This is a genomic window from Streptomyces sp. TLI_55 (genome assembly GCF_900206255.1).
In the GTDB taxonomy this organism is placed as follows: domain Bacteria; phylum Actinomycetota; class Actinomycetes; order Streptomycetales; family Streptomycetaceae; genus Streptomyces; species Streptomyces aquilus.
In genome coordinates this window covers 3,626,156-3,652,795 of the sequence record NZ_OAOJ01000001.1, presented here as the reverse complement: position 1 = coordinate 3,652,795, position 26,640 = coordinate 3,626,156, and the positions used below count along the sequence as shown (strand labels likewise).

Genomic DNA, 26,640 nt, shown 5'->3' with positions numbered 1-26,640 from the left:
GGCCGGGTCACCTGGGGTGGCCCGGCCCTTCGGCGTACCGGGGGTGTCAGTGGTCGTCCGTGCGGTGGTCGCGGGGGTCGCGGGGGCCGCCCAGTTCCACCGCGGTGCAGCGCCAGCGGCGGTCCCGGCCGAGTTCCACGCGGAAGGCCATGGCGCGCAGCTGGTCGCCGGCGCCGATGCGGGCGAAGGCCTCGAAGGCGCCGGGGTGCGGGACGTAGTAGCCGATGTCGCGGACCACAGGGCGGGTGCCGCGGGCCCGGAGAGGGCCGCGTTCGGCGAGCTCGGCGAGTTCGTCGTAGGCGCGGCCGACGGTGTGCCGGAGCATCGAGTGGACGGGGCGCTGGCCGCTGAGGACCAGTACGAGCAGTTCGGCGATGTGGTCGGTGGGGTGGAGCTGGGGGACGGCGGGCCGGGGTGTGGTGGGGGCGGAGGCGGTGCGGGGGCCTGGGCGGAGGGTCGTGGCTCCGCGGGGCGTGGCCGGGCTTGGGGGTGCCGGTGGGCGGTTGTCCGCGGGCCTGGTGCGGGTGGTGCCGTTCGGGGAGCCCGGCGGACGGCCGTCGTCGGGGGTGGTGCGGGGCGTTCCGCCGACCGGGGTGCGGGGCGGGGTGCCGCCGGGGCGGCGGGAGTCGCGGCGGCTCGGCGGGCGGGTGCCCGGGCGGAGCTGCGACCTGGTCATGACCTTGTTCATGGAGATCCCCGTTCGTGGAGCCCGGTGCGATGCGGTGTGATGCGCCGCGCCGCGTACCGGGCGGTAACTTCGGCGGTTGAGGATCTTGTACGGGGTCGAGGGCGACGGCGGCAAGGAAGCGCGGAGGGTGCGGCGAGGGTGCGGGATGTTCGCTTATCCGGGTGATTCGCGGTGCCGGAAGCCCGTGGTCGCGGGGGCGCCCCGGGTGAGTTTCCGGACGGGGGTGGACGCCTCCGAGGGGCCGGGCAGGGACTCGAAAGGGGACGCCCGCACGTATCCTGAAGGCTCTTCGGGAGGTCGTCACCGCTCTGCCGGGAGCCTCCGCGGAGCCTTCGTCCACGCTGTCCGACCACGAAAGCGGCAACCATGCGCGTCTACGTCCCCCTGACCCTCTCCGGTCTCGCCGAGGCGTACAAGACGGGCGAGTTGGGGCCCGACCCGCTCGTCGCCTACGCCGTGACGCCCGCGTTGCGCGAGTGGTACCTCTCCGACGACATCGAGGAACTCGAGTACGCGGCGCTGAACCGGGCCGCGCTCGCCTCGCTGCGGCTGCTGGCGGCGGACGCCGACGCGGTACGGCGCCGGGTCGTGGTCGCGGTCGACGTGCCCGACGGTGCGGCGGTCGCCGATCCCGACCGGGGGCTCGATCCGGCGGCGCTCGGTGAGGTGCGGGTCGCCGGGGGCGTGGCGCTGGCCAAGGCGGCCGCGGTGCATGTCGACGCGGATGACGCGGAGGCGGACGTGGCCGCGGGGGCGGAGGCGCTGGCGGCGGCGGACGCCGGGGACGACGACGCGCAGTTCGTCGTGGACGGGACCGAGGACCACGATCTGCTCTGGTACGCCACGCAGGAGATTCCCCAGCTGGTCGGGCTGGGCGGCTGAGGCTGCTGGTGCGTGCCGGCCGTGCCCTTTGAGCTGCGGGTCTCTTGATTGTCAGTGGGGGCGGGTACTTTTTTGGCATGGGGAAGCACAGGGGCGCGCACATCGTCTGGGACTGGAACGGGACGCTGTTCCACGACAATGACGCGATCATCGGGGCGACGAACGCGGCGTTCGCGGAGCTGGGGCTCGCGCCGATCACGATGGAGCAGTACCGGGCGCTGTACTGCGTGCCGGTGCCGAAGTTCTACGAGCGGTTGATGGGGCGGTTGCCCACCGAGGCCGAGTGGCTGGTCATGGACGAGACCTTCCATCGGTACTACAGCGAGCACCGGGTGGGGTGCGGGCTTGCGGTGGGGGCGGCGGAGCTGCTCGCGGGGTGGCGGTCGGCCGGGCGCAGTCAGTCGATCCTCAGCATGTACGGGCATGAGGAGCTGGTGCCGTTGGTGCGGGGGTTCGGGATCGAGGCGCACTTCGTGCGGGTGGACGGGCGGGTCGGGCCGTCCGGGGGGAGCAAGGTGGAGCACATGGAGCGGCATGTCGCGGCGCTTGTCGGGGTCGATCCGGCTCGTACGGTGGTGATCGGGGACGCTGCCGATGATGCGGTGGCGGCGTTGCATGTGGGGGCGCGGGCCGTTCTGTACACCGGGGGGTCGCACGGGCGGGCCAGCCTGGAGGAGGTTGGTGTACCGGTTGTGGACACCTTGGCCGAGGCTGTTGCGGAGGCGGAGCGAATAGCTGCGTGACGTGACGTGATGCGGGGCGTGGGCTGATGGGCGGCTTGATGCGGGGCGCGTGCTGATGGGTTGCCCGGCGTAGGTGTTGCCGTCGCGGGGTCTTCGCTTGCCCGCGCTGGCGGGGTGCCGCTGCGCCCACCCGTGCCGCCCCAGCGGCACGACTGCCCGCAGCTGGGGCAGCGCAGAGGGCGGCTGTCGCTGTCGGGTGGGCGGTGCCCTTGCGGCATGGCTGCCCGCAGCTGGGGCAGCGCAGGGGGCGGCTGCCGGTGCGGGGTGGGCGCTGCGTCGGCGGCATGAGCCCGGCTACGTCAGAGGGCGGCGGCTGTCGCTGCCGGGTGGGCGCCGCCCTTGCGGCATGGCTGCCCGCAGCTGGGGCAGCGCAGAGGGCGGCTGCCCGCAGCTACCGCGGCCGCCGTTGCCAGTGACTGCCCGTAGCTACCGCGGCGGCGCCCCGCGACCGCCCGCCCCGCCTACGTCACCGGTGCCTTGGCCCGCAGTACCGTCAAGAACTCCCGCATCCACGCCGAGTGGTCCGGCCAGGCCCTCGAGGACACCAGCGTGCCGTCGACGACCGCCTCCGTGTCCTGGAAGGTGGCGCCCGCCGACTGCATGTCGGGTTCCAGGGCCGGGTACGCCGTGACGCGGCGGCCGCGGAGGCCGTCGATCGCGGCCGTGAGGAGGGGGCCGTGGCAGATCTGGGCGACCGGCTTGTCGGCGTCGAAGAAGGACTTCAGGATCTTGCGGAGTTCCGGGTCGTTGCGGAGGTACTCCGGGGCCCGGCCGCCGGGGATGACGACCGCGACGTACTCGCCTGGGTCGACGTCGGCGAAGGCGAGGTCGGCCGGCCAGGTGTAGCCGGGCTTCTCGGTGTAGGTGTCGAAGCCGGGTTCGAAGTCATGGACGACGAACTGCAGCTTCTTGCGGGTCGGGGCCGCGATGTGGACGTCGTAGCCCTCCTCGCGGAGCCGCTGGTAGGGGTACAGGACCTCCAGTGACTCCGCAACGTCGCCGGTGACGATCAGGATTTTGGCTGTCATATCGGCAACCTGCATCCGAAACAAGCACTTGGCAAGAGGTCGGGGACTGTACGGGGACTGTTCCGGCACTGTGCAGAACGTCAAAGTTCGGGCCCTGGTTTTGTACACATACGGCTCATGACGGGGCCCCTGTAAGGAGCGATAGCCTTGGTGGCGTGATCAGCGCGATAGTTCGCGGGGGCACTGTCGCCCCTGCCCTGCGCCCGGTGAGCACGGACGACATCCGTGTCCGGGCGTCAGTCGCTGGTCCGCGCGGGCGGGACGGAGGTGCGGAACCCTCCAGGGCGCCGCGCACACCTCATGACAGGGCCTCCCAGAGATCAGCGTCACACCTTTCGAAGGCGTCGACATTGGCTGATATCACTCCGCCCATCTCACCTCGCGGCATAGCGTCGGAGCGGACCGGACACCCCGGGCCGTGGCGTAGAGCCGCAGAGGGAAGAGACCGTACTTCCTTCTACGTCACGCAACGGCGCGCGACAGGAGCCAGAGGACAATGCAGACCAAGCTGGACGAAGCCAAGGCCGAGCTGCTCGAGAGGGCTGCCCGGGTAGCTGAGAACAGCCCGGTCGGGGGGCGCCTACCGACCGGGACGACGGACAAGGGCACCCCCGACCGGGAATCCGTGCTCGCGTTCCTCCAGCGCTACTACCTGCACACCGCCCCGGAGGACCTCACCGACCGCGACCCGGTCGATGTCTTCGGAGCCGCCCTTTCGCATTACCGGCTGGCCGAGAACCGGCCACAGGGCACGGCCAATGTGCGGGTCCTCACGCCCACGGTGGAGGAGAACGGCTGGGCGTGCAGCCATTCGATCGTCGAGGTCGTCACCGACGACATGCCCTTCCTCGTCGACTCGGTCACCAACGAGCTGACCCGGCAGGGACGCGGCATCCATGTCGTCATCCACCCGCAGGTCGTCGTCCGGCGCGATCTGACCGGACAGCTCATCGAGGTGCTCCCGAAGCGCCCCGCCGACGACCGCAGCGAGCTTCCGCACGACGCGCACACCGAGTCGTGGATCCATGTGGAGATCGACCGCGAGACCGACCGCGCCGACCTCAAGCAGATCACCGCCGATCTGCTGCGGGTGCTCTCGGACGTCCGTGAGACGGTCGAGGACTGGGAGAAGATGCGGGACGCGGCGCTGCGGATGGCCGAGGAGCTGCCCGCCGAGCCCACCGCCGGGGACCTGCCCGAGCAGGAGGTCGACGAGGCCCGCGAGCTGCTGCGCTGGCTGGCCGCCGACCACTTCACCTTCCTCGGGTACCGCGAGTACCAGCTCCGCGAGGACGACTCCCTCGCCGCCGTGCCCGGCACCGGCCTCGGCATCCTGCGCTCCGACCCGCATCACGCCGAGGACGAGAGCCACCCCGTCAGCCCCTCCTTCGAGCGGCTGCCCGCCGACGCCCGGGCCAAGGCCCGCGAGCACCGGCTGCTGGTGCTGACCAAGGCCAACAGCCGCGCGACCGTGCACCGGCCGTCGTACCTCGACTACATCGGGGTGAAGAAGTTCGACGCGGAGGGCAACGTCGTCGGGGAGCGGCGCTTCCTCGGGCTGTTCTCGTCCGCCGCCTACACCGAGTCCGTGCGCCGGGTCCCCGTCATCCGCCGCAAGGTGGACGAGGTGCTCCAGCGCGCCGGGTTCTCGCCCAACAGCCACGACGGGCGCGACCTGCTCCAGATCCTGGAGACCTACCCGCGCGACGAGCTCTTCCAGACCCCGGCCGACGAGCTCCAGTCCATCGTCACCAGCGTCCTCTACCTCCAGGAGCGGCGCCGGCTGCGGCTGTACCTGCGCCAGGACGAGTACGGCCGCTACTACTCGGCCCTCGTCTACCTGCCCCGCGACCGGTACACCACCGGCGTCCGGCTGCGGATCATCGACATCCTGAAGGAGGAGCTCGGCGGCATCAGCGTCGACTTCACCGCCTGGAACACCGAGTCGATCCTGTCCCGGCTGCACTTCGTGGTCCGCGTCCCGCAGGGCACCGAGCTGCCCGAGCTCAGCGACAGCGACAAGGAGCGCATCGAGGCCCGCCTCGTCGAGGCCGCCCGCTCCTGGGCCGACGGGTTCGCCGAGGCGCTCACCGGCGAGCTGGGCGAGGAGCGCGCCGCCGAACTGCTGCGCCGCTACGGCAGCGCCTTCCCCGAGGGCTACAAGGCCGACCACACCCCGCGCGCGGCCGTCGCCGACCTGTGCCACCTGGAGCAGCTCGGCGAGGACAACGACTTCGCCCTGAGCCTGTACGAGCCGGTCGGCTCGGCGCCCGAGGAGCGCCGCTTCAAGATCTACCGCAAGGGCGAGGCGGTCTCCCTGTCCGCCGTCCTGCCGGTGCTCAGCCGCCTCGGCGTCGAGGTCACCGACGAGCGGCCGTACGAACTGCGCTGCTCGGACCGTACGACCGCGTGGATCTACGACTTCGGTCTGCGCATGCCCAAGTCACAGAACGGTGCCGGGGACTACCTGGGTGACGACGGCCGTGAGCGCTTCCAGGAGGCCTTCGCCGCGACCTGGACGGGCAAGGCGGAGAACGACGGCTTCAACGCCCTCGTGCTGAGCGCGGGCCTCGGCTGGCGGCAGGCGATGGTGCTGCGGGCGTACGCCAAGTACCTGCGCCAGGCGGGCTCGACGTTCTCGCAGGACTACATGGAGGACACCCTCCGCAACAACGTCCACACCACCCGGCTGCTCGTCTCCCTGTTCGAGGCGCGGATGTCGCCGGACCGGCAGCGCGCCGGGCACGAGATCGTGGACGCGCTGCTGGAGGAGGTCGACGCGGCGCTCGACCAGGTCGCCTCGCTCGACGAGGACCGCATCCTGCGCTCCTTCCTCACCGTCATCAAGGCGACACTGCGCACGAACTTCTTCCAGGAGGCGGCGGGCGGCAAGCCGCACGCGTACGTGTCCATGAAGTTCGACCCGCAGGCCATCCCCGACCTGCCCGCGCCGCGCCCGGCGTTCGAGATCTGGGTCTACTCCCCGCGCGTCGAGGGCGTGCACCTGCGCTTCGGCAAGGTCGCGCGCGGCGGTCTGCGCTGGTCCGACCGGCGTGAGGACTTCCGGACCGAGATCCTCGGCCTGGTCAAGGCGCAGATGGTGAAGAACACCGTCATCGTGCCGGTCGGCGCCAAGGGCGGCTTCGTCGCCAAGCAGCTGCCCGACCCGAGCGTGGACCGGGAGGCGTGGCTGGCCGAGGGCATCGCCAGCTACAAGGTGTTCATCTCGGCGCTGCTCGACATCACCGACAACATGGTCGCCGGTGAGGTCGTCCCGCCCGCCGACGTCGTACGGCACGACGAGGACGACACCTACCTGGTCGTCGCCGCCGACAAGGGCACCGCCACCTTCTCCGACATCGCCAACGGGGTCGCGGAGTCGTACAACTTCTGGCTCGGCGACGCCTTCGCCTCCGGCGGCTCGGCCGGTTACGACCACAAGGGCATGGGCATCACCGCGCGCGGCGCCTGGGAGTCCGTCAAGCGGCACTTCCGGGAGCTGGGCGTCGACACCCAGACCGAGGACTTCACGGTCGTCGGCATCGGTGACATGTCCGGTGACGTGTTCGGCAACGGCATGCTGCTCAGCGAGCACATCCGCCTGGTCGCCGCCTTCGACCACCGGCACATCTTCATCGACCCGAAGCCGGACGCGGCGACCTCCTACGCCGAGCGGCGCCGCGTCTTCGAGCTGCCGCGCTCCAGCTGGGCCGACTACAACGCCGAGCTGATCTCGGCCGGTGGCGGCGTGTTCCCGCGGACCGCCAAGGCCATCCCGCTCAACGCGCACATCCGCGAGGCCCTCGGCATCGAGGGCAAGGTCTCCAAGATGACGCCGGCCGACCTGATGAAGGCGATCCTCAAGGCGCCGGTCGACCTGCTGTGGAACGGCGGCATCGGCACGTACGTGAAGTCGAGCGCCGAGTCGCACGCGGACGTCGGCGACAAGGCCAACGACCCGATCCGCGTCGACGGCGCCGACCTGCGCGTCAAGGTCGTCGGCGAGGGCGGCAACCTGGGCCTGACCCAGCTCGGCCGGATCGAGTTCGCGCTGCACGGCGGCAAGATCAACACCGATGCCATCGACAACAGCGCCGGCGTGGACACCTCCGACCACGAGGTGAACATCAAGATCCTGCTCAACGGCCTGGTCACCGAGGGCGACATGACGGTCAAGCAGCGCAACAAGCTGCTCGCCGAGATGACCGACGAGGTCGGCCGCCTGGTCCTGCGCAACAACTACGCGCAGAACACCGCGATCGCCAACGCGCTCGCCCAGTCCAAGGACATGCTCCACGCCCAGCAGCGCTTCATGAGGCACCTGGTGCGCGAGGGCCACCTCGACCGGGCCCTGGAGTTCCTGCCCACCGACCGCCAGATCCGCGAGCGCCTCTCCAACGGCCAGGGCCTGACCGGCCCGGAGACGGCCGTGCTGCTCGCGTACACGAAGATCACGGTCTCCGACGAGCTGCTGCACACCTCGCTGCCCGACGACCCGTATCTGCGCACCCTGCTCGACGCGTACTTCCCGACCGCGCTGCACGAGCAGTTCGCCGAGCAGATGCACAGCCACCCGCTGGCCCGCGAGATCATCACGACCGTCCTCGTCAACGACACGGTCAACACGGGCGGTACGACGTACCTGCACCGCCTGCGCGAGGAGACCGGGGCGTCCCTGGAGGAGATCGTCCGGGCGCAGACCGCGGCCCGCGCGATCTTCCGCTCGGCCGCCGTGTGGGACGGCGTGGAGGCCCTCGACAACCGGGTCGAGGCCGCCGTGCAGACCCGTATCCGGCTGCACTCGCGCCGTCTCGTCGAGCGCGGCACGCGCTGGCTGCTCAACAACCGGCCGCAGCCGCTCCAGCTCGCCGAGACCGTCGAGTTCTTCAGCGAGCGGGTCGAGCAGGTGTGGTCGCAGCTGCCGAAGCTGCTCAAGGGCGCGGACCTGGAGTGGTACCAGCGGATCTACGACGAGCTGTCGGGCGCCGGCGTCCCGGACGAACTCGCCACGCGCGTGGCCGGGTTCTCCTCCGCCTTCCCCACGCTCGACATCGTCTCCGTGGCGGACCGCAACGGCAAGGAGCCGCTGGACGTCGCCGAGGTCTACTACGACCTCGCCGACCGGCTGCACATCACGCAGCTCATGGACCGCATCATCGAGCTGCCCCGCGCGGACCGCTGGCAGTCCATGGCCCGCGCCTCCATCCGCGAGGACCTCTACGCGGCCCACGCGGCCGTGACCGCGGACATCCTGGCGGTGGGCAACGGCACCTCCACTCCCGAGCAGCGCTTCAAGGCCTGGGAGGAGAAGAACGCGGCGATCCTCGGCCGGGCGCGCACCACCCTGGACGAGATCCAGAGCTCGGAGACGTTCGACCTCGCCAACCTGTCGGTGGCCATGCGGACCATGCGCACGCTGCTGCGAACGCATTCGTAGGCCGTACGAGCTCGTAGTGCGGTACGAGCAACAGGGCGCCCCGAGCCGTCAATTGGCTCGGGGCGCCCTTTTCTTGGCTTGCTTTAGGCAAAGGGAAGGGCCACGAATTACCGTTTCCCGCTAAGAGTTGAGTCGTGAATGTGTGGGTTGTCGGCGGCAGCGGTGCCGTGGTGAATTTCACCGTCTTCAATGTGCTGTTGCACGGGCTCGACCGGCAGGCGCTGGTGGCGACGGTGCTCGCGAGCGTCGTCGCCGTGTTCACCAACTATCTGGGCCTGCGCCTCCTCGCCCACCGCGACCGCGCGGCGGGGATCGCTGAGGGGCCCACCCTGTTCTTCGCCTTCCGCGGGATCGGGGTGGTGATGGAGAGCGGCCTGTTCTACGTCGGCTATCACGGCCTCGGCCTTCACGGACCGCTCGGTTCGAACGCCGTGAAGGCCGTGTCCCTCGTGCTGGCCTCGGCCTTCCGGTTCCTGCTCCGGCGCACGTGGGTGGTGCCGCAGGAAGCGCTGAGCCGGTCCTAGACGGCGACCTTGGGCTTCGGCTTGGCCTTGGGCTTCGTGGTCGTCTTGTCGCCGGTGAAGGCCTCGTACTCCTTCAGGACGTCCTCGGTGGGTCCGTCCATGCGCAGTTCGCCGCGCTCCAGCCACAGCACCCGGTCGCAGGTGTCGCGGATCGACTTGTTGTTGTGGCTGACCAGGAACACCGTGCCGGCGTGCTTGCGCAGCTCGCGGATGCGTTGCTCGGAGCGCTTCTGGAAGGAGCGGTCGCCGGTGGCGAGGGCCTCGTCGATGAGGAGGACGTCGTGGTCCTTGGCGGCGGCGATGGAGAAGCGGAGCCGGGCGCCCATGCCGGAGGAGTACGTGCGCATGGGCAGGGTGATGAAGTCGCCCTTCTCGTTGATGCCGGAGAAGTCGACGATCTCCTGGTAGCGCTCCTTGATCTGCTCGCGGGACATGCCCATGGCGAGGCCGCCGAGGTAGACGTTGCGCTCGCCGGTGAGGTCGCCCATCAGGGCCGCGTTGACGCCGAGGAGGGAGGGCTGGCCGTCGGTGTAGATGGCGCCGCTCTCCACGGGGAGCAGGCCCGCGACCGCCTTCAGCAGCGTCGACTTGCCGGAGCCGTTGGTGCCGATGAGCCCGATGGCCTCGCCCTTGTAGGCGACGAACGACACCTTCTTCACCGCGTGCACCTTGCGGACGCCGGACGCCCTCTCGGTCTGCTTGCGGCGCATGATCCGGTTGAGGGCGGCGGTCGCGGAGCCCTTGCCGGCGCCGGTGCCGTTGACGCGGTAGACGATGTCGACGTTGTCGGCGATGACGGTGGGGGCGTTCGTGTCGATGACGGTGGGGGAGTTCTCGTCGGTGTTCTCAGCCACGGCCGTACGTCTCCTCAGCCTTCCAGAAGTAGATGAAGCCGCCGACTCCGGCGAGCAGGGCCCAGCCCGTCGCGATCAGCCACACGTGCGCGGGCAGCTGGCTGGAGTGGAAGCTGTCGATCAGCGCGAAGCGCATCAGGTCGATGTAGATCGCGGCGGGGTTGGCCTGGAGGACGGGGACCACCCACGACGGCCAGTCGCTGTGCTTGCTGGCCAGGTGCTCGATGCTCCACATGACGCCCGAGACGTACATCCAGGTGCGCAGGACGAACGGCATCAGCTGCGCGATGTCCGGGGTCTTGGCGCCGAGCCGGGCCATGACCATCGAGACGCCGGCGTTGAACACGAACTGCAGGACCAGCGCCGGGACCGCCAGCACCCAGGACACCGCCACCGGCACCCCGAAGCAGAGCAGGATCACGACCAGGGCGCACATGGAGAACAGCAGCTGCTGGAGCTGCTGGAGGCAGAACGAGATCGGCAGCGCGGCCCGCGGGAAGTGCAGGGCGCGCACCAGGCCGAGGTTGCCGGAGATCGCGCGGGTGCCCGCCAGGATCGAGCTCTGCGTGAACGTCCAGATGAACACGCCCGTCACCAGGAACGGGACGTAGTCCGGCACGCCCTTCTTGGTGCCGAGGAGCACACCGAAGATGAGGAAGTAGACCGCCGCGTTGAGCAGCGGGTTCATCACCTGCCAGATCTGGCCGAGCTTCGCCTGGCTGTACTGGGCGGTGAGCTTGGCGGTGGAGAACGCGGTGATGAAGTGGCGCCTGGCCCACAGCTGCCGGATGTACTCGGGCAGGCTCGGGCGGGCACCGCTGACCGAGAGGCCGTGGCGGGCGGCGAGGGCCGCGAGGTCGCCGGCGGGGGGCATGGGGGGCGCCGCGTCCGTCGGGGGCGGTGTGTGGAGGACCTGGCTCACATCCGCTGCTTTCGCTCAAGGGGGGTGGGGTGCGGTGACGGGGTGTCGTCGCCGTGCGTTTCCTTACGTGACTCTTCACGTTCTCTTACGTCGGGACGGCACCGTATCGTCGCAACGTGAGCGTAGGCCGTGTGGGCGTCGGAACGCAACCGTTTCGTCGTGACGGCTGACGTGGGGACGGTCCCGTTTCGTCGTGACGTGTTGCGTGGGGACGGGACCGTATCGTCCTAACGCCCTATGCTGGTCGGCATGACGACGAACGCCGACGAGCCTCAGACGCGTCCGCGCCGCCGGGCCCCCGCCGGGGCGGCCGTGTTGCGGGAGGATGTGACGGAAGCCATCCGGGCGGCCGTCTTCGAGGAGCTCGCGGCGGTCGGCTACGCGCGGATGTCCATCGAGGGGATCGCGCGGCGGGCGGGCGTGGGCAAGACGGCGGTGTACCGCCGCTGGCGTTCCAAGCTGCATCTGGTGCTGGACGTGGTCTCGGCGCTCGCCGTGCAGGGGCTGCCGGCGCCGGACACGGGCGCGCTGGAGAGCGATCTGCGACTGCTGTACGAGTTGACGTCCCGGGCGCTGCGGCACCCCGTGGCCTCGCAGATCCTGCCGGACCTCCAGGCGGAGGCGGCGCGCAATCCCGAGATCGCGGAAGCCGTGCAGAAGGCGCTGCGGGACGGGCAGGAGGGCGTCGCCAGCAAGATCATCGTGGCGGCGGAGCAGCGCGGTGAGGTCCGGGTGGGTCCGGACGACGAACTGGCCCTCGACTTGATCTCCGGGCCGCTGTACTGGCGCTCGGTCGTGATCCGCAGCCCGAAGCTCCCGAAGGGTTACCTGGACGCGCTGGCGCGGTCCACCGCGGCGGCGATCAAGGCGTTGTAGGCGCTGTAGGCGCTTCAGGTCTGCGCCGGTGGTGCCTGGCCGGCCCACAGCCGCCGGGTGAGTTCCGTCAGGTCCGGTGTGCGCAAGGTCCGGCCGCCGGAGCCGGGCAGCGGGACGTGCAGCGCCTCGGTCCAGCGTGCGGGGACGGCGCTCAGTCCGTGCACGGCTCCCGCCAGGGCCCCGGTCACCGCGGCGACGGTGTCCGTGTCGCCGCCGAGGTCGATCGCGGCGCGTACGGCGTCCTCGTAGGACGAGGTGGTGCGCAGGGCCCACACGGCCGAGCCGAGGCAGGGCCAGACGGCGCCGTTGAACTCCGTCGCGTGGTCGGGGTGCCAGTCGGGGGCGAGGACGGTGGCGTAGCGGGCGCGGTGGTCGGGGTGGACGGCGGCGAGGGTGGCCGGGAGCGCGGCCAGCGGGTCGGCGCCGGTGAGGGCGACGCGGATCATCTCGTGCAGGACGGCGGTGCCCTCCCAGGCGGCGCGGTCGCCGTGGGTGAGGGCGGAGAGCCGGCGGGCGGCGGCCATGGTGGCCTCCCGCCCCTGGCGCGCGAAGTGGACGGCGGAGGGGGCCGCGCGCATCAGCGCACCGTTGCCCGCGGCCCGTTGGTTCGTCTGGAAGTGCAGGGCGGCGGCCAGGTCCCAGGGGTCGCCGCTGGTCAGCACGGCCTCGGTCTGCAGGCCGATGTCCTTCGGCTCCGCCGCCGCCCAGCGCCGGAACCGGTCGAACACGTCCGGCAGTTCGAGGCCGCCGCACTCCAGCAGCGACTCCGCTGTCAGTACGGCCATCTGCGTGTCGTCCGTGGCCTCGCCGGGGTCCCAGCCGCCGCCCCCGCACATCTCGCCCCCGTGCCCAGGCCGCGGGAAACGCGCGGAGAAGGCGCCCTCGGGGCCGAACTCGAAGGGCGCGCCCAGCGCGTCACCGACGGCCGAACCGATGACGCAGCCAAGGGCGCGGTCGAGGGCGGGATCGAGGGCGAGATCGAGAGGGCGGTCGGAGGCGTGATCGAGGGTGCCATCGGGGGCATGATCGGGAGTGCGGTCCGGGGCGTGATCGAGAGCGCGGTCGGGGGCGGTCTCGCCGGGGTCGGTCATCCGGGCAGGCTAGCCGGGAGGCGGGCCGCCGGGGCTGGGAGGCTGGAAGCCGGGCCTTGGGAGGCCGGCCGTCGGGGCCGAGAGGCCGGCCGCCGCATTCAGTCGCGGGCCCCTCTGGGGCCGAGGGGCCGGTCGACGCACTCAGTCGCGGGCCGCCTCCGGGCCGAGAGGCCGCCCGACGCGCTCAGTCGCGGGCCGCCTCCGGGTGCAGGCGCACCCAGCCTTCCCAGGCCGACGTGATCATGTCCTGGATGTCATGTCTGGCCTTCCAGCCGAGTTCTGTCGTGATGCGGTCGGCGGAGGCGACCACGCGGGCCGGGTCGCCGGGGCGGCGCGGGTGCACGGTCGGGGGGTGATGGTGTCCCGTCACGGCGTTGATGTGGTCGATCATCTCGCGGACGGAGACGCCCTCGCCGCGGCCGATGTTGAGGGTGAGGTCGCGGCCGGGAGCGGAGCTGAGGGCGCGGGCCGCCGCCACATGGGCCTCGGCCAGGTCGACCACGTGGATGTAGTCGCGGACACAGGTGCCGTCCGGCGTCGGGTAGTCGTCGCCGAAGATGCGCGGGGCCGCGTGCTCCGTGAGCTTCTCGAAGACCATCGGGACGAGGTTGAAGACGCCCGTGTCGGCGAGGGCAGGGGTCGCCGCGCCCGCCACGTTGAAATAGCGCAGGGAGGCGGTGGCGAGGCCCGTCGCCCGGCCCGTCGCGCGGACCAGCCATTCGCCCGCCAGCTTCGTCTCGCCGTACGGCGACAGGGGCACGCACGGCGTCTCCTCCGTCACCAGCTCCACGTCCGGCATGCCGTACACCGCCGCCGAGGAGGAGAACACGAACGACGGCACCCCGGCCGCGGTGACCTGCTCCAGCAGGATGCGCAGGCCCTCCACGTTCTCCCGGTAGTAGTGCAGCGGCAGGGCGACCGACTCGCCGACCTGCTTCTTCGCCGCCAGATGCACGACCCCGGTGATCGCGTGGTCGGTCAGCGCGCGCGCCACCCGCTCGGCGTCCAGCGTGGAGCCGACCACCAGCGGCACCCCGTCCGGCACCCGCTCGGCGATCCCCGTCGACAGGTCGTCGTACACCACCGTCTGCTCGCCCGCCTCGGTCATCGCGCGCACGACGTGCGCCCCGATGTATCCGGCGCCGCCGGTGATCAGCCAGGTCATGTACGGCCGTCCCCTCGTCAGGTGGAGCATGGTGGAGCTGTTGTCAGTCAACCAGGCGCGGCACTCCGCCCAAGACGCCTGTGGACCTGCCCTGTGAACGAGCGGGCGCGGGCAGCGGTGCCCGTCCGGCGGCCGTGGTGCGCCACAGGCGGGTGTACGACAGTGCCGCCGCCCACACCAGCAGGCCGTTGCGGACGACCATCAGCGCGCAGCCCGTCCAGGTCGCCGCCGCCACCTCGGCGTACAGCACCGGGTACACCACCGCACTGACCGCCGTCGCCGCCACGATCAGCGCGGCGACCGGCCGCTGTGCCGTGTGCCGCGAGGTCAGGCACACGGCGGCCAGGCCCAGCAGCCAGATCATGTACTGCGGGCTGATCACCCGGCTGGTCACCGTGAACAGGAGTACGGCCGTGAGGGCCGCGTCGTAGGGGGTCGCCGGGGTCCGGTGCCGCGCCCGCAGCCGCCACCACAGCAGGAGGCCGAAGGCGACCGCCGTGGCGGCCAGCGAGGCGTGGGCGACGAGGGGCACGTACGGGCCCGTGTACTCCAGCGCCCCGTACTGGTAGCGGACCGTGCCCGGCCAGCCGGCGTGGGTCGCGAGGCCGAGGGCCGTGCCGCCCAGCGACTCGATCTGCACGCCCCGGCCGCCCTGTTGGCGCAGGAACGCGAAGGGGTTGTCGAAGAACGTCAGAAGGACGGTGAGGGCCGTCGTCCCCGTCAGGGCCGCCCAGCGCCACACCGACCGGGTCGCTCCGCCCCGCTCCACGCCCAGCAGCACCAGCACCGGCCACACCTTCACCAGCGCGCCCAGCGCCGCGAACGCGCCGCACGCACGCGTGGAGCGCGGCAACGTCAACAGCGCGATGACGGCCAGGGCGGTGACCTGCACGTCGTAGCGGGCGAGCGGTACGTGGAGGAGGAGCGGGAGGCCGCCGGTCCACAGGGCCGCGCCGCGCAGACTGCACCCCGGACGCGTGCCCGCGCGGGACAGCGCGTACGTGATCGCCGCGTCGGCGAGGAGTGTCAGGGCCACGAACGCCCGGAAGTACGTCAGGCCGGGCAGGAGGGCCGGGGACAGCAGGACCGGGGCCGCGCCCGGCGGGTACTGCCACAGCGGGTCGTGCGCGGGGAAGGTGCCGGCGGACAGGACGCCGTACCAGTGGCCGTACAGCCGCCACACCTCACGGGCGACGCCACCGCCGCCCAGCAGCGGCAGCGAGTCGTGGGCGAGCAGCCACAGCATCAGGGCGCGGGTGGCGAGCCAGGTGGCGCCGAGCCGGAGCAGGGGGTGGTTCATCACGGCGGATCGCATCACGGCGGATCGTAAGCCGTGCGAATGCCTCATTCACGCCCATACATGCATGTACAGGGCGGGAGTCACTCAGGCCTTCTCCTCCAGTGCCGCCGCGTCCAGTGCCGTCGTCAGCTCGTCCAGCCGGGTCCGCAGGGTCCGGATCTCGTCGACGTCGAACCCGGTCGCGGCGGCGATGCGGCGGGGCACCTGGAGGGCGGACTCGCGCAGGGCCGTGCCCTCCTCGGTGAGCCGCACCTCCACCGACCGCTCGTCGCGCGCGCTGCGCTCCCGGCGGACGAGGCCGGCCGCCTCCAGCCGCTTGAGCAGCGGCGAGAGCGTCCCGGAGTCGAGGCGCAGGTGCTCGCCCAGCTTCTTGACCGGCAGGTCGCCCCGCTCCCACAGGACCAGCATCACCAGGTACTGCGGATACGTGAGCCCCAGGTCCTTGAGGATCACGCGGTAGACGCCGTTGAAGGCGCGGGACGCGGCGTTCAGGGAGAAGCAGATCTGCTGGTCGAGGCGGAGCCAGTCGCTCGTGGGCGTGGTCATGTCTCCAGGATAGCCCGTGGAGGCAATTTAGTTGTGCACAACTGAATTGTGTGCTCTACTTGTGGTCATCGGTTCACGGCCCCGGGCCGCGAACACCGAGTCACGACCTCCGAGAGGACTGGTTTTTCATGGACGCGCTCTACACCGCTGTCGCCACCGCCACCCACGGCCGCGAGGGTCGCGCCGTCTCCAACGACGGCAAGATCGACCTTCCGCTGAGCATCCCGGTGGAGATGGGCGGCAACGGTCAGGGCACCAACCCCGAGCAGCTGTTCGCCGCTGGCTACGCCGCCTGCTTCGGCAGCGCCCTCGGTCTCGTCGGCCGCCAGGCCAAGGTCGACGTCAGCGACGCCGCGGTGACCGCCGAGGTCGGCATAGGCAAGCAGGGCGAGGGCTTCGCCCTCCAGGTGACGCTCCGCGTCGAGCTGCCCGACAGCGTCGACGAGGCCACCGGCCGCAAGCTCGTCGAGACCGCCCACCAGGTCTGCCCGTACTCCAACGCCACCCGTGGCAACATCGAGGTCGAGCTCGTCATCGAGTAGTCGCCGGGCATGCGTGAGGGCCGGTGCCGACCGCACCGGCCCTTCGCGTTTTCTCAGCGCGTTTTTCTCAGCGGCCGGGGCGCCCGGCCGGACGCCAGGTGGACGGCCGGGTCGGGGTGGGCCGGGACGGGCTGGACGGCATACGGGCTCCGGTGGCGGGGGGTCGGTCAGAGGTTCTCGGTGAGCGCGGCGGCGGGCGACGCCGGCCGCGGCACCGTCGTCAGCGGGGAGTGCCCGAGCTCCGCCGCCGCGGACGGCACCGGGTACCGCTCGGCGAGCGGCACGATCGGCGGCAGCTCGGTCTCGCCCAGCACGACACGGCGTACGACCCGCTCGGCGGCGCGTCCGTCGTCGTACGGGCAGAAGCGCTCGCGGAACGCCGAGCGCAGCTGGTTGGAGCGGGAGCCGCGCCAGTGCCCGGTGGCGAAGATGTCGATCAGCTCGTCCTCGCTGCGCGCGACCGCGCCCGGCGGGAAGGAGCGCAGGTCGAAGTAGGTCCCGCGGGCCGCCTCGTACGCCGCGTAGTCGTCGTCGGTGGCGTGGATCACGATCGGCCGGTCGAGGCCCGCGTAGTCGAACATCAGGGACGAGTAGTCGGTGACCAGGGCGTCCGAGGCCAGGCAGAGGGACTCCACGCTCGGATGACCGGTGACGTCGAGGACCCGGGCCGAGTCGGCGGCGAGCGGACCCGGGTGGCGGGGGTGGGCGCGGGCCAGCACGACGAAGCGGGGGCCCAGGCGGCGCAGGACGCGGTCCAGGTCGAGGGTGGGGCGCTGGGTGCGGCGGTAGTCGCGGTGGGTCGGCGCGTACAGGATCGCGACCGCCCCCTCCGGGATGCCGAGCTGCTCGCGCAGCCGTCGCACGTCCTGCGAAGTGGCCCGCTGGAGCACGTCGTTGCGGGGGCTGCCGTACGGAAGGGTGGTGTAGCCGCCGGGGAAGACGCGCTCCCAGGTCAGGGTGGAGTGGCGGTTGGCGGACAGGACGTAGTCCCATGTGTCGACGTCGTCGAGGAGGGCCGTGACGTCCATGTCCCATGCGGCGGCGGGGTGTTCGAGGAGGTCCAGGCCCATGTGCTTGAGGGGCGTGCCGTGTCGGGTCTGGACGACGGTCTGGCCGGGGCGCTTGACCAGGCGGGGGTCGAACTCGGCGTTGCCGACGAGGTACTTGGAGCGGGCCAGCGCCGTCCAGTAGGCGGCGGTGCCGGGGCGCAGCCGGCGGGTGGCGGTCGGGATCGTGTGATGGTGCTCGGGAGCGGCGATCCACGCCGTGCGGATGTGCGGGGCGAACTCGCGGAACGCCGACTCCAGGGCGCCCGGGTCGCCGCCGTGGCCGCGGTCCCCGTACGCCGAGAAGACCGCGCGGTCCTCGTGCAGCGGGAGGCGGAGCTGGACGCGGTAGTGGAGCCGGAGGGACACGGTGCGCAGGGCGCCGGCTAGGCGGGCGGTGCGGACCATGGTCCGGTGGCTGAGCCTCTTGGCCAACTCCAGCGCGCGGTAGACGCGGTGCAGGTTCAGGCGGACCAGGGTGTGGCGCAGGCGGGCGCGCCACGGCACCCGGTGGCCCGGGGCGCGGTAGCGGCGGTAGTGGTCGCGGGCCCGGCCCAGGAACGCGGCGCGAGCGGCCCGCGGCAGCCGGTGCCGGTCGGTGAACACCGCCGTCAGCCGGTCGACCATGCGACGGAACAACACCGGCCGCCACCGGCCGAGTTCGGGGTGCTGGTCGAGGAACGCGAAGAGCCGGTCGTACTGGTCGAAGAGGTCGAAGCAGCCCATGGTGGCGTGCCGTTGCCGCCTGCGCTGCCGATGGTGCACACACACCCGGTCCAGCGTCGCGATCGTCTCCGCCGTCATCAGGACCGGATACGTCCAGGGCGTGTCCTCGTAACGGCCCGGCGGGAAGCGGAAGCCCCCGCGCTCCACGAACTCCCGGCGGTACACCTTGTCCCACACCACCGTGGTCGCCCTCAGCAGCCCGGGACGGTCCTCCAGGCGGAACGGCGCCGGACCCTGCTCGGTGAGCAGGAGCGCCGGCGCCGTGCGGGCGGCCTCGCCCCGCCAGTCGACGAGCGCGTGGTCGTGGACCAGCACGTCCGGCTCGCCCGTCTCCTTCAGCCGGTCGGCGATCGCCCGGAGCGCGTCCGGGGTGAGGGTGTCGTCGCCGTCCAGGAACACCACGTAGTCACCCGTCGCCGCCGCGAGACCGGCGTTGCGCGCCGGGCCGGGCCCCCGGTTCTCGGCGAGGTGCACCGGCCGCACCCGGGGGTCGCGGGCCGCGAACTCGTCGACGATCTCCCCGCAGGCGTCCGGCGAGCGGTCGTCGACGGCGATCAGTTCCAGATCGGGGTACGACTGGGAGAGCACCGACTCCAGACACTCGTGCAGATACGCCTGAACCTGGTACGCGGGGACGATGACACTGAACCTGGGCAAGGCACATCCATGGGGGAGGGGTCGGCGCGGGCGTTCGGCCCGGGAACGGCCGGTGCGGTGACTTGGTTACGTCCCTTGCGGCATACGGGGGACGCGAAGGGGCGGACCGCTGCCGGTCCGCCCCTCGGAAACGTCAACCTGACTGCCGTACGCCCTACTTGACCGCGCCCGCCATCACGCCGGTCACGAACTGCCGCTGGAACGCGAAGAACACGATCAGCGGGATGACCATCGAGATGAAGGCGCCGGTCGCCAGGATCTCGATGTTGCTGCCGAACTGCCGTACCTGCTGCTGCAGGGCGACCGTCAGCGGCTGCGAGTCGGCGTTGGTGAACACCAGCGCCACCAGCATGTCGTTCCACACCCACAGGAACTGGAAGATGCCCAGCGAGGCGAGTGCGGGTGCGGCGAGGGGGAGGACGACGGTGGCGAACAGCCGCGCCTCGCCCGCCCCGTCCAGGCGCGCCGCCTCCAGGAGTTCCCTCGGGATCTCCGCGAAGAAGTTGCGCAGCAGGAAGATCGCGAACGGCAGTCCGAAGCCGACGTGGAACAGGACCGCGGCGATGATGTCGCCGAAGATCCCGAGCTCCCGGAACAGCACGGTCAGCGGGATCAGCGCCACCTGCACCGGCACCACCAGCAGCCCCACCACGACCATGAACCAGGTGTCGCGGCCCTTGAAGTCCATCCACGCGAAGGCGTAGCCCGCCATCGCGCCGATGAGCACCACCAGCAGGGTCGCCGGGACCGTGATCCACACGGTGTTGAACAGGGAGTCGGTGATCGTCTCGTTCTTCAGGAGGGTCTCGTAGCTGTGCGCGGTCAGCTGGCCCGGTGCGCTGAACACCTTCCACCAGCCGGAGGCGGCGATGTCGGTCGGGTCGCGGAACGACGAGACCAGCAGCCCGAAGGTCGGCACCAGCCAGATCAGCGCGACACAGATCAGGAAGATCCGCAGGGCGCCGCCCGCCGCCCCGCTCGCCACCCGGGCGGCGAGGGAGCGCTTGGCGCGCACGGTCGTGTCGAGAGTGCTCACCGCTCACGCTCCTTCCGCAGCCGGCGCAGATTGACCCACATCACCGGCAGCACGAGCACCAACAGGATGACGCCGATCGCGCTGCCGATGCCGTAGCTCGCGCCGCCGCCGAAGGACGACTGGAACAGCTGGAGCGCCAGCACGTTGGCGTCGTCCATGGTGGGCTGCGGGGCGATGATGTAGACGAGGTCGAAGATCTTCATCACATTGATCATCAGGGTGACGAGGACGACGACCAGGACCGGCGCCAGCATCGGCACCGTGACCTTTCTGAACACCTGCCACTCGTTGGCACCGTCCACCCGGGCCGCCTCCAGCAGATTGCGGTCCACGCCCGCGAGGCCGGCCGCGATCAGGATCATCGCGAAACCCGCCCACATCCACACGTACGCCCCGATGATCGCCGGGGTGACCAGGGTCGGGCCGAGCCAGTCGATGCCGTTGTAGGGGGCCGCGAAGTTCGAGCCGGGGAGCCTCAGTTGGGCGCCGTCCGCCTCGCCGGGCAGATGGAAGGTGCCGTCGGCGCCGCTCGTCGTCGAGGCGACGACCTCGCCGTCCTTCACGGCCTCGATCTTCACGCCCTTCAGCGCCTTCTCACCGGCGTCGATCTGGCCCTTGGTGCCGCCGCCGCCCAGCTTGAAGTCCAGCCACACCGTGCCGTCGATGCCCTCGCCGGTGGCCGGCCTGGCGTCCTCGGGGCTGCCGGGGAGCCGGTTCGGGGCGATGCCGACCAGTGGCAGCAGGGCCGGGGTGCCCGCGTGCACGGTGCCGGTCGACGTGAACGAACCCCCGCCCGAGGCCTTCAGATCGCTCACCGCCGCGTTCGGCCGGGCCTTCGGATAGACGGAGGAGTCCACGAACGCGTCGTGCACGCTCGTCACCACCGCGTTCGCGACGCCCTGGTCCGGGTCCGCCGCGTACACCAGCCGGAAGATGATGCCCGCCGCCAGCATCGAGATCGCCATCGGCATGAAGACGATCAGCTTGAACGCCGTGCCCCAGCGCACCCGTTCGGTGAGCACCGCGAAGATCAGGCCGAGCGCGGTGACCACGGCCGGGGCGACCGCGACCCAGATCGCCGTGTTGCGTACGGCGGTCAGGGTCGCGTCATTGCTGAAGATGTCGCCGTAGTTGCCCAGACCGACGAACTTCGAGCCGTCGGCGTCGTAGAGACTGCGCCAGATCGAGTACCCGATCGGGTAGACCACGAGCGCGCCGAGCAGGACCAGCGCGGGCAGCAGGAACAGCACCGCCACCCACAGTCTGGTCCTCGTCACGCTCTTGCGCGGAGACACGGAGGGCGTCGGCAGTGCGCCGGCGCCCCCCGTCGAGTTCGCCACCGAGGCCATCGGCGTCAGCTCGACCCGTACGCCTTGGCCGCGTCGGCCTCCAGCTTCCGCTGGGCGCCCGCGACATCGCTCGGGTTGCTCAGGAAGTCCTGGAGGTCCTTCCACTCGCCGGTGCCCTGCGTGCCGCCGAAGGCCGCCGGGGCCTGGTCGGACATGTCGAACCGGAAGTCGTCACCGGCGTCGATCAGCGCCTTGGCGATCTGCCGGGTCACCTCGTCCTTGTACTTGCTCTGGTCCATCTCCTTGTTGGGGGAGAGGATGCCGCCCTGCGCCGCCCAGATCTCGGCCGCGTCGGTCGAGGCGAGGAACGTCAGCAGCGCCTGCGCGCCCTTGCCGTCCTTCAGCGCCACGGCCACGTCACCGCCGCTGACCACGGGGGAGTCGGCGCCCACCGCCGGGAACGGGAAGACCTTGGCGTCCGTTCCCACCTTCGCCTTGGTGTCGGCGTTGATGTTCGCGGTCACGAAGTCGCCCTCGTAGACCATCGCGGCCGGGGTGTCACCGGTGAAGGCCTGGGTGACCGACTTCGGGAAGTCCGTGTCCAGCGCGCCCTTGCGGCCGCCCGCGAGCAGCTCGTCCTTGCCCCACAGCTCGGCGAGCGTGGTGAGTGCCTGCTTGACGGAGGGATCCGTCCACTTGATCTTGTGCTGGGCGAGCTGGTCGTACTTCTCCGGTCCTGCCTGGGACAGATAGACGTTCTCGAACCAGTCCGTCAGCGTCCAGCCGTCGGCGCCGCCGACCGACACGGCCGGTGAGCCGGCGTCGGACAGGGTCTGCGCGGTGGTGAGGAACTCCTTCCACGTCTTCGGCGTCTCGGTGATCCCGGCCGCTTCGAAGGCCGCGGTGTTGTACCAGATCAGGGACTTGTTGGCGGCCTTCGCGTACACGCCGTACTGCTGGCCGTCGACCGCCCCGAGATCCCGCCAGCCCTGCGAGAAGTTCTTGTCCAACTGGGCCTTGGCCTCCGCCCCGAGGGGTTTGAGCCATTTCTTCTGCGCGAACTGGTGGAGCACGCCGACCTGCGGCAGGAACGCCACGTCCGGCGGCTGACCGCCCTCGATCTTGGCGCCGAGGAAGGTGGAGGTGTTGTTGCCGGTCGGCACGAACTTCACCTTCGCGCCGGTGCGCTTGGTGAACTCCTTCAGGACCTGGGTGAAGTTCTCCTGTTCGGCTCCGGTCCAGACGGCCGCGACCTCCAGGGTCTGGCCGTCGAGCTTGGGGAGGGTGACGGAGGTGCCGGTCCCCGTGCCCTTGCTTTCGTTGTCGCTTGCGTTGTCGTCGTCTCCGCCGCACGCGGTGAGCACGAGGGCTCCCGCGAGGAGGGCGGCTGCCGTCGCCGCGGCCCTACGTGTCCGGTATGTGCTCGTGCTGCGCATCACTGCCCCGTTCTGCGTCCTCGTCGAACGTCGAGCGCTGTCCCGTGGGCTCTGGTCTACGCCGGGGGCATGGGGTCGGCAAGACCGCGTGCGGTGTCAAGTGGGAGATCGTTGCGCCGTCGTAACGCTGCGTTCCGGCAAAGGCGCTAGAGGAGGGACGGCACCTCCGTGGCCGCGACCTCCCGGGCTGCCCGCTCCAACGCGCTGGCCAGCAGGGCCAGATCCGTCGGGCCGTTCCCCAACTCGCGCACCGGGCGGCGGGCCGGTGGGTCGCCCATCCGCTCCCAGTCCAGGGGGACCACGGTCGGCCGCAGCGTCGCCGTGCGCGGGATGCGGCCGGTGACCCGCCCGCCCTGGAACGCGGTCGTACGTCCGTCCGCCCAGGTCAACCGCCCACGCCCCGGCGCCGGTTCGTCCGGTCCCGGCGTCACCGCGTCCAGTACCACCCGAAGCGGCGCCCGCCGCGCCGGTTCCGACTCCGCCGTACGGCCGCCGGAGGCCGCCGCCGCGACCAGATGGACGCCGAGCCGCTCGCCCTCCCGCGCGACGGCTTCCAGGGCCCGCATCACCGAGCCCGCCGACGGTCTGCCGGGGGAGCCCAGCGGGGGCGAGACCAGCGCGTCCAGGTCGTCGACGACGACCACGAGACGGGGCAACGGGGGCGCCGACTCCGTGCGTTGCCGGGCCGCGCCCGGGCGCAGGCGCATGGTGGAGCTGGGCGGGCTGTCCAGGTCGCCGGTCCCGGTGGCGCCGCGCTGGGCGACCATTCGGCCCGACAGCTCACGGCCGGTGTGCCACTCGGTGAAGTCGGACCGGCCCAGCAGCTCCGCCCGCCGCTTCAGCTCGGCGCTCAGGGACTGCGCGAACTCCCGCATCCGGACCGGGTCGTTGGCGGCGAGATGGGTGGTCACATGCGGTACGTCGGTACAGACCCGCAGCCCTTCCCCGTGCCCCGCGCCCGCGCTCACGCCGTCGCGGCCGTCCATCAGGACGATGCTCAGCCGGTCGGGACGCTCGGCCGCCGCCAGCGAGGCGACGACCGCCCGCAGCAGTTCCGTACGGCCGCTGCCCGCCGGTCCCTCGATCAGCAGATGCGGGCCGTCCGCCACGAGGTCCGCGCCGACCGGCCCGCGCGGTCCGGCGCCGAGCACGGCCCAGGCCCGTCCGCCGAGCGACTCGGGGTCGTCCGCCGCGGCCGCCCAACGGGCCATCAGCGAGGCCGGGGTGGCCCTGGCCAGCCCCAACTCGTCCAGCAGCCGCGCCATCTGGGGCAGTGGCGCCGACACGCGCGCGTGCCGCTCCGGACCGGTGCCGTCCGTGCGCAGCGGCGCGAGCGCCCGCGCGAACCGCTCCGCCCAGGCGAGGGAGACGGCGTCGACGGCGGCGACGGTGCCATGGCCCACGGGACCGGCCGGGGGCTCGACGGCGGAGGCGTGGTCGGCGGTGGCCCGCGCGACCCGCAGCAGCCGCAGGGCCGTCGCGACATCGCCGCTGAGCAGCGCGACCGCGCCGCACGCGCGGAACGTCGGCGCCGCCGTGCACGCCGCCTCGTACGTCTCCGTCACCGGCGACGCGGGCGAGGCCGGTGACGTCTCGGCGAGGCACAGCACATGGATCCCGGCCCGCGGCCCCTCCAGCGCCAGCCGCGCCACGGCCTCGCGCACATCGGCGCCGCCGGGGTCGCCGTCCACGACGAGGACGGTGTACGGCCCCGCGAAGCCGGTCGCGTCGACGGTGTCGTCGTCCTGCGCCCAGGATGGCCGTCGGGGCGCCACTGCCGCGGGCGGTGCGGGCGCGTCCTCCAGCCTTCTGAGCAGCTCTTCCGTGCGCGCCGTCGCCTGTTCGCGGTCGTAGGCGAGGAGGAGACGGCAGTCCTGGCCATGGCCCGGGCGCAGCTGCGGGAGCCAGCCGAGCCAGGACCACTCGGCGGTGCGCTCCGCGGCCGGGCGGGAGCGGTCCGCGCTGAGCAGGACCAGCTCCAGGGTGTCGGGGGAGTGCAGTGCGGCGAGCTGGGCCAGCACCGCGCGGGCCAGTCCGGCGAGCCGCGCGCGGGGGCCGGCCAGCCCCAGCGAGCCGACCTCGCGCAGATCGGCGGTCACCGGGACCGCGGGCAGCAGCCCCGAGCCGTCGGGCGCCGCCCGGTCGGCCGTGCCCAGCCGGACCGTCAGCGCCTCCGGGTGCCCCGGGCCGCGCTCCCACAGCCGGGGCCCGGGGCCCAGCGCCGTCAGCAGCAGCGCCGCCGGGTCCGGCCAGGTCTCCGGCAGCTGGGACGCACCGGCCACGGCGTCCGTCACCGGGTCGGCCGTCTCCTCGTCGTAGGCCTCGGTCCGGTCCGCGGCCGCGCTCTGCTCACCGCGCCCGCCAGCCAGCCGCCGCGCCCACGCGCCGAGCCCGCCCCGCTTGCGCAGGCCCTGCGGTACGTCGGTGCCGCGCAGGGGGGTGCCTTTGCGGCGGCCGGTGCCGGGGGCGTCGGCGGCGTCGGGGCCGTCCGCGGTGCGTGTGTGCTCCGCGGAGGCGGAGGCGGAGTCGGCGTCACGGTGGATGGCCGCGCCGCGCGCGGAGTGGTCGACGGGGCTGTTCTGTGCCGGTCGGGCTGAGGCTGCGCCCGGTGCCGGGCCGACCGGGCGGGCGTCCTGAGCGCCGCCGTAGGCCGAGGCCGCGTCGGCGGAGCCGCCCTGTGCCGGGTCGGTCGAAGCCCTGCCGGAGGACGGGGCGTTGCCGGACGGGGCGTGGCTTCCCCTCGTACCGCCGGTGTCTCCACCGGGCGCGTACGCCTCACCCGTGCCCAGCCGTCCGCCGTGCGTCTGCCCGCTGTCGGACGCGCCAGGCCAGGCGGCACCCGCGACGCCGGACACCCGGCGCCGGGAGCCGGTGCCGTGCGGCCTGGGGTCCTGGCTCTCGATCCGGGGCGCGCCGCCCTGGCCCGGTACGACCGGAGCTTCGGTGGTGGTGCGGCCCTGGCCCGGTGCGGCCCATGGGGCCGTGCCGGTGGTGTGCCGGGTCGGGGCGGAGGGTGCCGCGTCGCCCCCGGCCGTGTCCTCGTCCGGCGGCGCCGGCACGCGCACGTGGCCCTCGCCGTCCGGGGCGGTCCGCAGCCTCGCGCCGGGCCCGCCGGGCGGGGCCAGACGGAGGGCCGACTCGCCGATGCGCAGGAGGGCGCCCGGCGGGAAGCGGACCGGACGGGTGCCCACGCGGGTGCCGTCCAGGACCGTGCCGTTCGTGGAGTCGAGGTCGGCGACCGAGACGCGGCCGTCGCCCGCGACCGTGACCGCGCAGTGCAGCCGGGAGACGTCCGGGTCGTCGAGCGGGACGTCGGCGTCGGCGGAGCGGCCGATCTCGACCCGGCCGCCGTGCAGGAGATGGACCCCGCCCGCGTCCGGCCCGGCGACCACGTCTAGGCGGGCCGGGGCGTCGTCGACCTCGGGGTGCGGCTCGGGGTCGGTGGGGGCGCCGAGGGACAGCACCGCGCCGTCGGTCAGCGGGGGCTCGCCTAGGGTGCAGCGCCGGTCGTCGAGCCGCTCGGCACCCGCGTAGAGCACGGGCTGGCCGGAGCCGGGGGCGCCGTCGCCGGAGACCGCGGAGGCGAGCGCGGAGGTTATCGCCGCCAGGGCCGTCCCCGCGGGGGCCGTGACCAGCACGTCGCGGCTCGGGGTGCGGCCCCGGGCCGCCTCGGCGGGCGGGGCCAGCGGGTCTACGACGGTCAGCCGGATCTGCATCGCCGTCAGCGGTCCCTTCTGCCCGGGCGCGGACAGTCCCCCACCCCACACGAGCACATCGGCCAGTACTGCAGGCATCCTCGCACCTGCCACTGACAGTCTGCCCGCCCCCCGGTGGCAAGTGATCTTGATTGGT

19 protein-coding genes are annotated in these 26,640 nt (G+C 72.1%); 6 read left to right on the top strand and 13 right to left on the bottom strand.

The window, feature by feature from the left end; all coding sequences use genetic code 11:
- Window positions 1–46 precede the first annotated feature (46 nt).
- Complete coding sequence (locus CRP56_RS16840; protein ID WP_097264864.1) at window positions 47–688, bottom strand: Rv3235 family protein; 642 nt, start codon at window positions 686–688, stop codon at window positions 47–49.
- A 366-nt stretch (window positions 689–1,054) separates the two neighbouring features.
- Between CRP56_RS16840 and CRP56_RS16830 the strand changes: the two genes are divergently transcribed.
- Together CRP56_RS16830 and CRP56_RS16825 are read left to right on the top strand one after the other, a co-directional pair.
- A complete protein-coding gene (locus tag CRP56_RS16830) occupies window positions 1,055–1,570 on the top strand; it encodes a DUF6912 family protein (protein ID WP_097264862.1) in 516 nt (171 codons plus the stop codon).
- A 77-nt stretch (window positions 1,571–1,647) separates the two neighbouring features.
- Window positions 1,648–2,313, top strand: a complete 666-nt coding sequence (locus tag CRP56_RS16825) for an HAD family hydrolase (RefSeq protein ID WP_097274138.1) — start codon at window positions 1,648–1,650, stop codon at window positions 2,311–2,313.
- 461 nt (window positions 2,314–2,774) lie between these two features.
- On the opposite strand, the gene CRP56_RS16815 is transcribed toward CRP56_RS16825, so the two are convergent.
- Complete coding sequence (locus tag CRP56_RS16815; RefSeq protein ID WP_097264860.1) at window positions 2,775–3,341, bottom strand: DJ-1/PfpI family protein; 567 nt, start codon at window positions 3,339–3,341, stop codon at window positions 2,775–2,777.
- Between the two features lie 496 nt (window positions 3,342–3,837).
- Between CRP56_RS16815 and CRP56_RS16810 the strand changes: the two genes are divergently transcribed.
- Both CRP56_RS16810 and CRP56_RS16805 read left to right on the top strand, forming a co-directional pair.
- Window positions 3,838–8,778 carry an NAD-glutamate dehydrogenase gene (locus CRP56_RS16810; RefSeq protein WP_097264857.1) on the top strand — a complete coding sequence of 1,647 codons (4,941 nt, stop codon included), beginning with the start codon at window positions 3,838–3,840 and terminating at the stop codon, window positions 8,776–8,778.
- 134 nt (window positions 8,779–8,912) lie between these two features.
- A complete protein-coding gene (locus CRP56_RS16805) occupies window positions 8,913–9,302 on the top strand; it encodes a GtrA family protein (protein ID WP_097264855.1) in 390 nt (129 codons plus the stop codon).
- Here CRP56_RS16805 and CRP56_RS16800 read toward each other — a convergent pair.
- Window positions 9,299–10,156, bottom strand: coding sequence for an ABC transporter ATP-binding protein (locus tag CRP56_RS16800; protein WP_179851041.1), 858 nt, complete (start codon window positions 10,154–10,156; stop codon window positions 9,299–9,301). The genes CRP56_RS16805 and CRP56_RS16800 overlap by 4 nt on opposite strands.
- Window positions 10,149–11,078, bottom strand: a complete 930-nt coding sequence (locus tag CRP56_RS16795) for an ABC transporter permease (protein ID WP_097264853.1) — start codon at window positions 11,076–11,078, stop codon at window positions 10,149–10,151. Before CRP56_RS16795 ends, CRP56_RS16800 begins: the two co-directional genes overlap by 8 nt.
- Window positions 11,079–11,327: 249 nt before the next feature.
- Between CRP56_RS16795 and CRP56_RS16790 the strand changes: the two genes are divergently transcribed.
- Window positions 11,328–11,954, top strand: coding sequence for a TetR/AcrR family transcriptional regulator (locus CRP56_RS16790; RefSeq protein WP_097274134.1), 627 nt, complete (start codon window positions 11,328–11,330; stop codon window positions 11,952–11,954).
- Between the two features lie 14 nt (window positions 11,955–11,968).
- Here CRP56_RS16790 and CRP56_RS16785 read toward each other — a convergent pair whose 3' ends face one another.
- From CRP56_RS16785 to CRP56_RS16770, 4 genes are all read right to left on the bottom strand, one after another.
- Complete coding sequence (locus tag CRP56_RS16785) at window positions 11,969–13,045, bottom strand: ADP-ribosylglycohydrolase family protein (RefSeq protein WP_097264851.1); 1,077 nt, start codon at window positions 13,043–13,045, stop codon at window positions 11,969–11,971.
- A gap of 184 nt (window positions 13,046–13,229) precedes the next feature.
- Window positions 13,230–14,210, bottom strand: a complete 981-nt coding sequence (gene galE, locus CRP56_RS16780) for a UDP-glucose 4-epimerase GalE (protein ID WP_097264848.1) — start codon at window positions 14,208–14,210, stop codon at window positions 13,230–13,232.
- A gap of 43 nt (window positions 14,211–14,253) precedes the next feature.
- The gene (locus CRP56_RS16775; RefSeq protein WP_257040805.1) at window positions 14,254–15,525 is read right to left on the bottom strand and encodes a glycosyltransferase family 87 protein; all 1,272 of its coding nucleotides are present in this window, start codon (window positions 15,523–15,525) and stop codon (window positions 14,254–14,256) included.
- 69 nt (window positions 15,526–15,594) lie between these two features.
- Window positions 15,595–16,056, bottom strand: a complete 462-nt coding sequence (locus CRP56_RS16770; RefSeq protein WP_097264846.1) for a MarR family winged helix-turn-helix transcriptional regulator — start codon at window positions 16,054–16,056, stop codon at window positions 15,595–15,597.
- A 128-nt stretch (window positions 16,057–16,184) separates the two neighbouring features.
- Here CRP56_RS16770 and CRP56_RS16765 point away from each other — a divergent pair, with 128 nt between their 5' ends.
- Window positions 16,185–16,598 (top strand): organic hydroperoxide resistance protein, encoded by a 414-nt coding sequence (locus CRP56_RS16765; RefSeq protein ID WP_079311838.1) that lies wholly within the window; start codon window positions 16,185–16,187, stop codon window positions 16,596–16,598.
- A gap of 167 nt (window positions 16,599–16,765) precedes the next feature.
- Here CRP56_RS16765 and CRP56_RS16760 read toward each other — a convergent pair whose 3' ends face one another.
- From CRP56_RS16760 to CRP56_RS16740, 5 genes are all read right to left on the bottom strand, one after another.
- On the bottom strand, window positions 16,766–19,027 hold the full coding sequence (locus CRP56_RS16760; RefSeq protein WP_097264844.1) for a bifunctional glycosyltransferase/CDP-glycerol:glycerophosphate glycerophosphotransferase: 2,262 nt from the start codon (window positions 19,025–19,027) through the stop codon (window positions 16,766–16,768).
- 154 nt (window positions 19,028–19,181) lie between these two features.
- Entirely contained in the window at window positions 19,182–20,063 is an 882-nt protein-coding gene (locus CRP56_RS16755; protein ID WP_097264842.1) for a carbohydrate ABC transporter permease, read from the bottom strand.
- The gene (locus CRP56_RS16750) at window positions 20,060–21,412 is read right to left on the bottom strand and encodes a carbohydrate ABC transporter permease (RefSeq protein WP_179851040.1); all 1,353 of its coding nucleotides are present in this window, start codon (window positions 21,410–21,412) and stop codon (window positions 20,060–20,062) included. The genes CRP56_RS16755 and CRP56_RS16750 overlap by 4 nt, the downstream gene beginning before the upstream one ends.
- Before the next feature lie 5 nt (window positions 21,413–21,417).
- Window positions 21,418–22,788 carry an ABC transporter substrate-binding protein gene (locus CRP56_RS16745; protein ID WP_097264839.1) on the bottom strand — a complete coding sequence of 457 codons (1,371 nt, stop codon included), beginning with the start codon at window positions 22,786–22,788 and terminating at the stop codon, window positions 21,418–21,420.
- A gap of 146 nt (window positions 22,789–22,934) precedes the next feature.
- Window positions 22,935–26,504: an FHA domain-containing protein gene (locus CRP56_RS16740; RefSeq protein WP_097274128.1), complete on the bottom strand. Its 3,570-nt coding sequence runs from the start codon at window positions 26,502–26,504 to the stop codon at window positions 22,935–22,937.
- Between the last annotated feature and the right edge of the window lie 136 nt (window positions 26,505–26,640).

What these genes read in the sequence shown, in the direction of transcription:
- CRP56_RS16840 (WP_097264864.1), bottom strand. Translation starts at nt 688, where the DNA reads ATGAACAAGGTCATGACCAGGTCGCAGCTCCGCCCGGGCACCCGCCCG.
- CRP56_RS16830 (WP_097264862.1), top strand. Translation starts at nt 1,055, where the DNA reads ATGCGCGTCTACGTCCCCCTGACCCTCTCCGGTCTCGCCGAGGCGTAC.
- CRP56_RS16825 (WP_097274138.1), top strand. Translation starts at nt 1,648, where the DNA reads ATGGGGAAGCACAGGGGCGCGCACATCGTCTGGGACTGGAACGGGACG.
- CRP56_RS16815 (WP_097264860.1), bottom strand. Translation starts at nt 3,341, where the DNA reads ATGACAGCCAAAATCCTGATCGTCACCGGCGACGTTGCGGAGTCACTG.
- CRP56_RS16810 (WP_097264857.1), top strand. Translation starts at nt 3,838, where the DNA reads ATGCAGACCAAGCTGGACGAAGCCAAGGCCGAGCTGCTCGAGAGGGCT.
- CRP56_RS16790 (WP_097274134.1), top strand. Translation starts at nt 11,328, where the DNA reads ATGACGACGAACGCCGACGAGCCTCAGACGCGTCCGCGCCGCCGGGCC.
- CRP56_RS16785 (WP_097264851.1), bottom strand. Translation starts at nt 13,045, where the DNA reads ATGACCGACCCCGGCGAGACCGCCCCCGACCGCGCTCTCGATCACGCC.
- galE (WP_097264848.1), bottom strand. Translation starts at nt 14,210, where the DNA reads ATGACCTGGCTGATCACCGGCGGCGCCGGATACATCGGGGCGCACGTC.
- CRP56_RS16775 (WP_257040805.1), bottom strand. Translation starts at nt 15,525, where the DNA reads ATGCGATCCGCCGTGATGAACCACCCCCTGCTCCGGCTCGGCGCCACC.
- CRP56_RS16770 (WP_097264846.1), bottom strand. Translation starts at nt 16,056, where the DNA reads ATGACCACGCCCACGAGCGACTGGCTCCGCCTCGACCAGCAGATCTGC.
- CRP56_RS16765 (WP_079311838.1), top strand. Translation starts at nt 16,185, where the DNA reads ATGGACGCGCTCTACACCGCTGTCGCCACCGCCACCCACGGCCGCGAG.
- CRP56_RS16750 (WP_179851040.1), bottom strand. Translation starts at nt 21,412, where the DNA reads ATGGCCTCGGTGGCGAACTCGACGGGGGGCGCCGGCGCACTGCCGACG.
- CRP56_RS16745 (WP_097264839.1), bottom strand. Translation starts at nt 22,788, where the DNA reads ATGCGCAGCACGAGCACATACCGGACACGTAGGGCCGCGGCGACGGCA.
- CRP56_RS16740 (WP_097274128.1), bottom strand. Translation starts at nt 26,504, where the DNA reads ATGCAGATCCGGCTGACCGTCGTAGACCCGCTGGCCCCGCCCGCCGAG.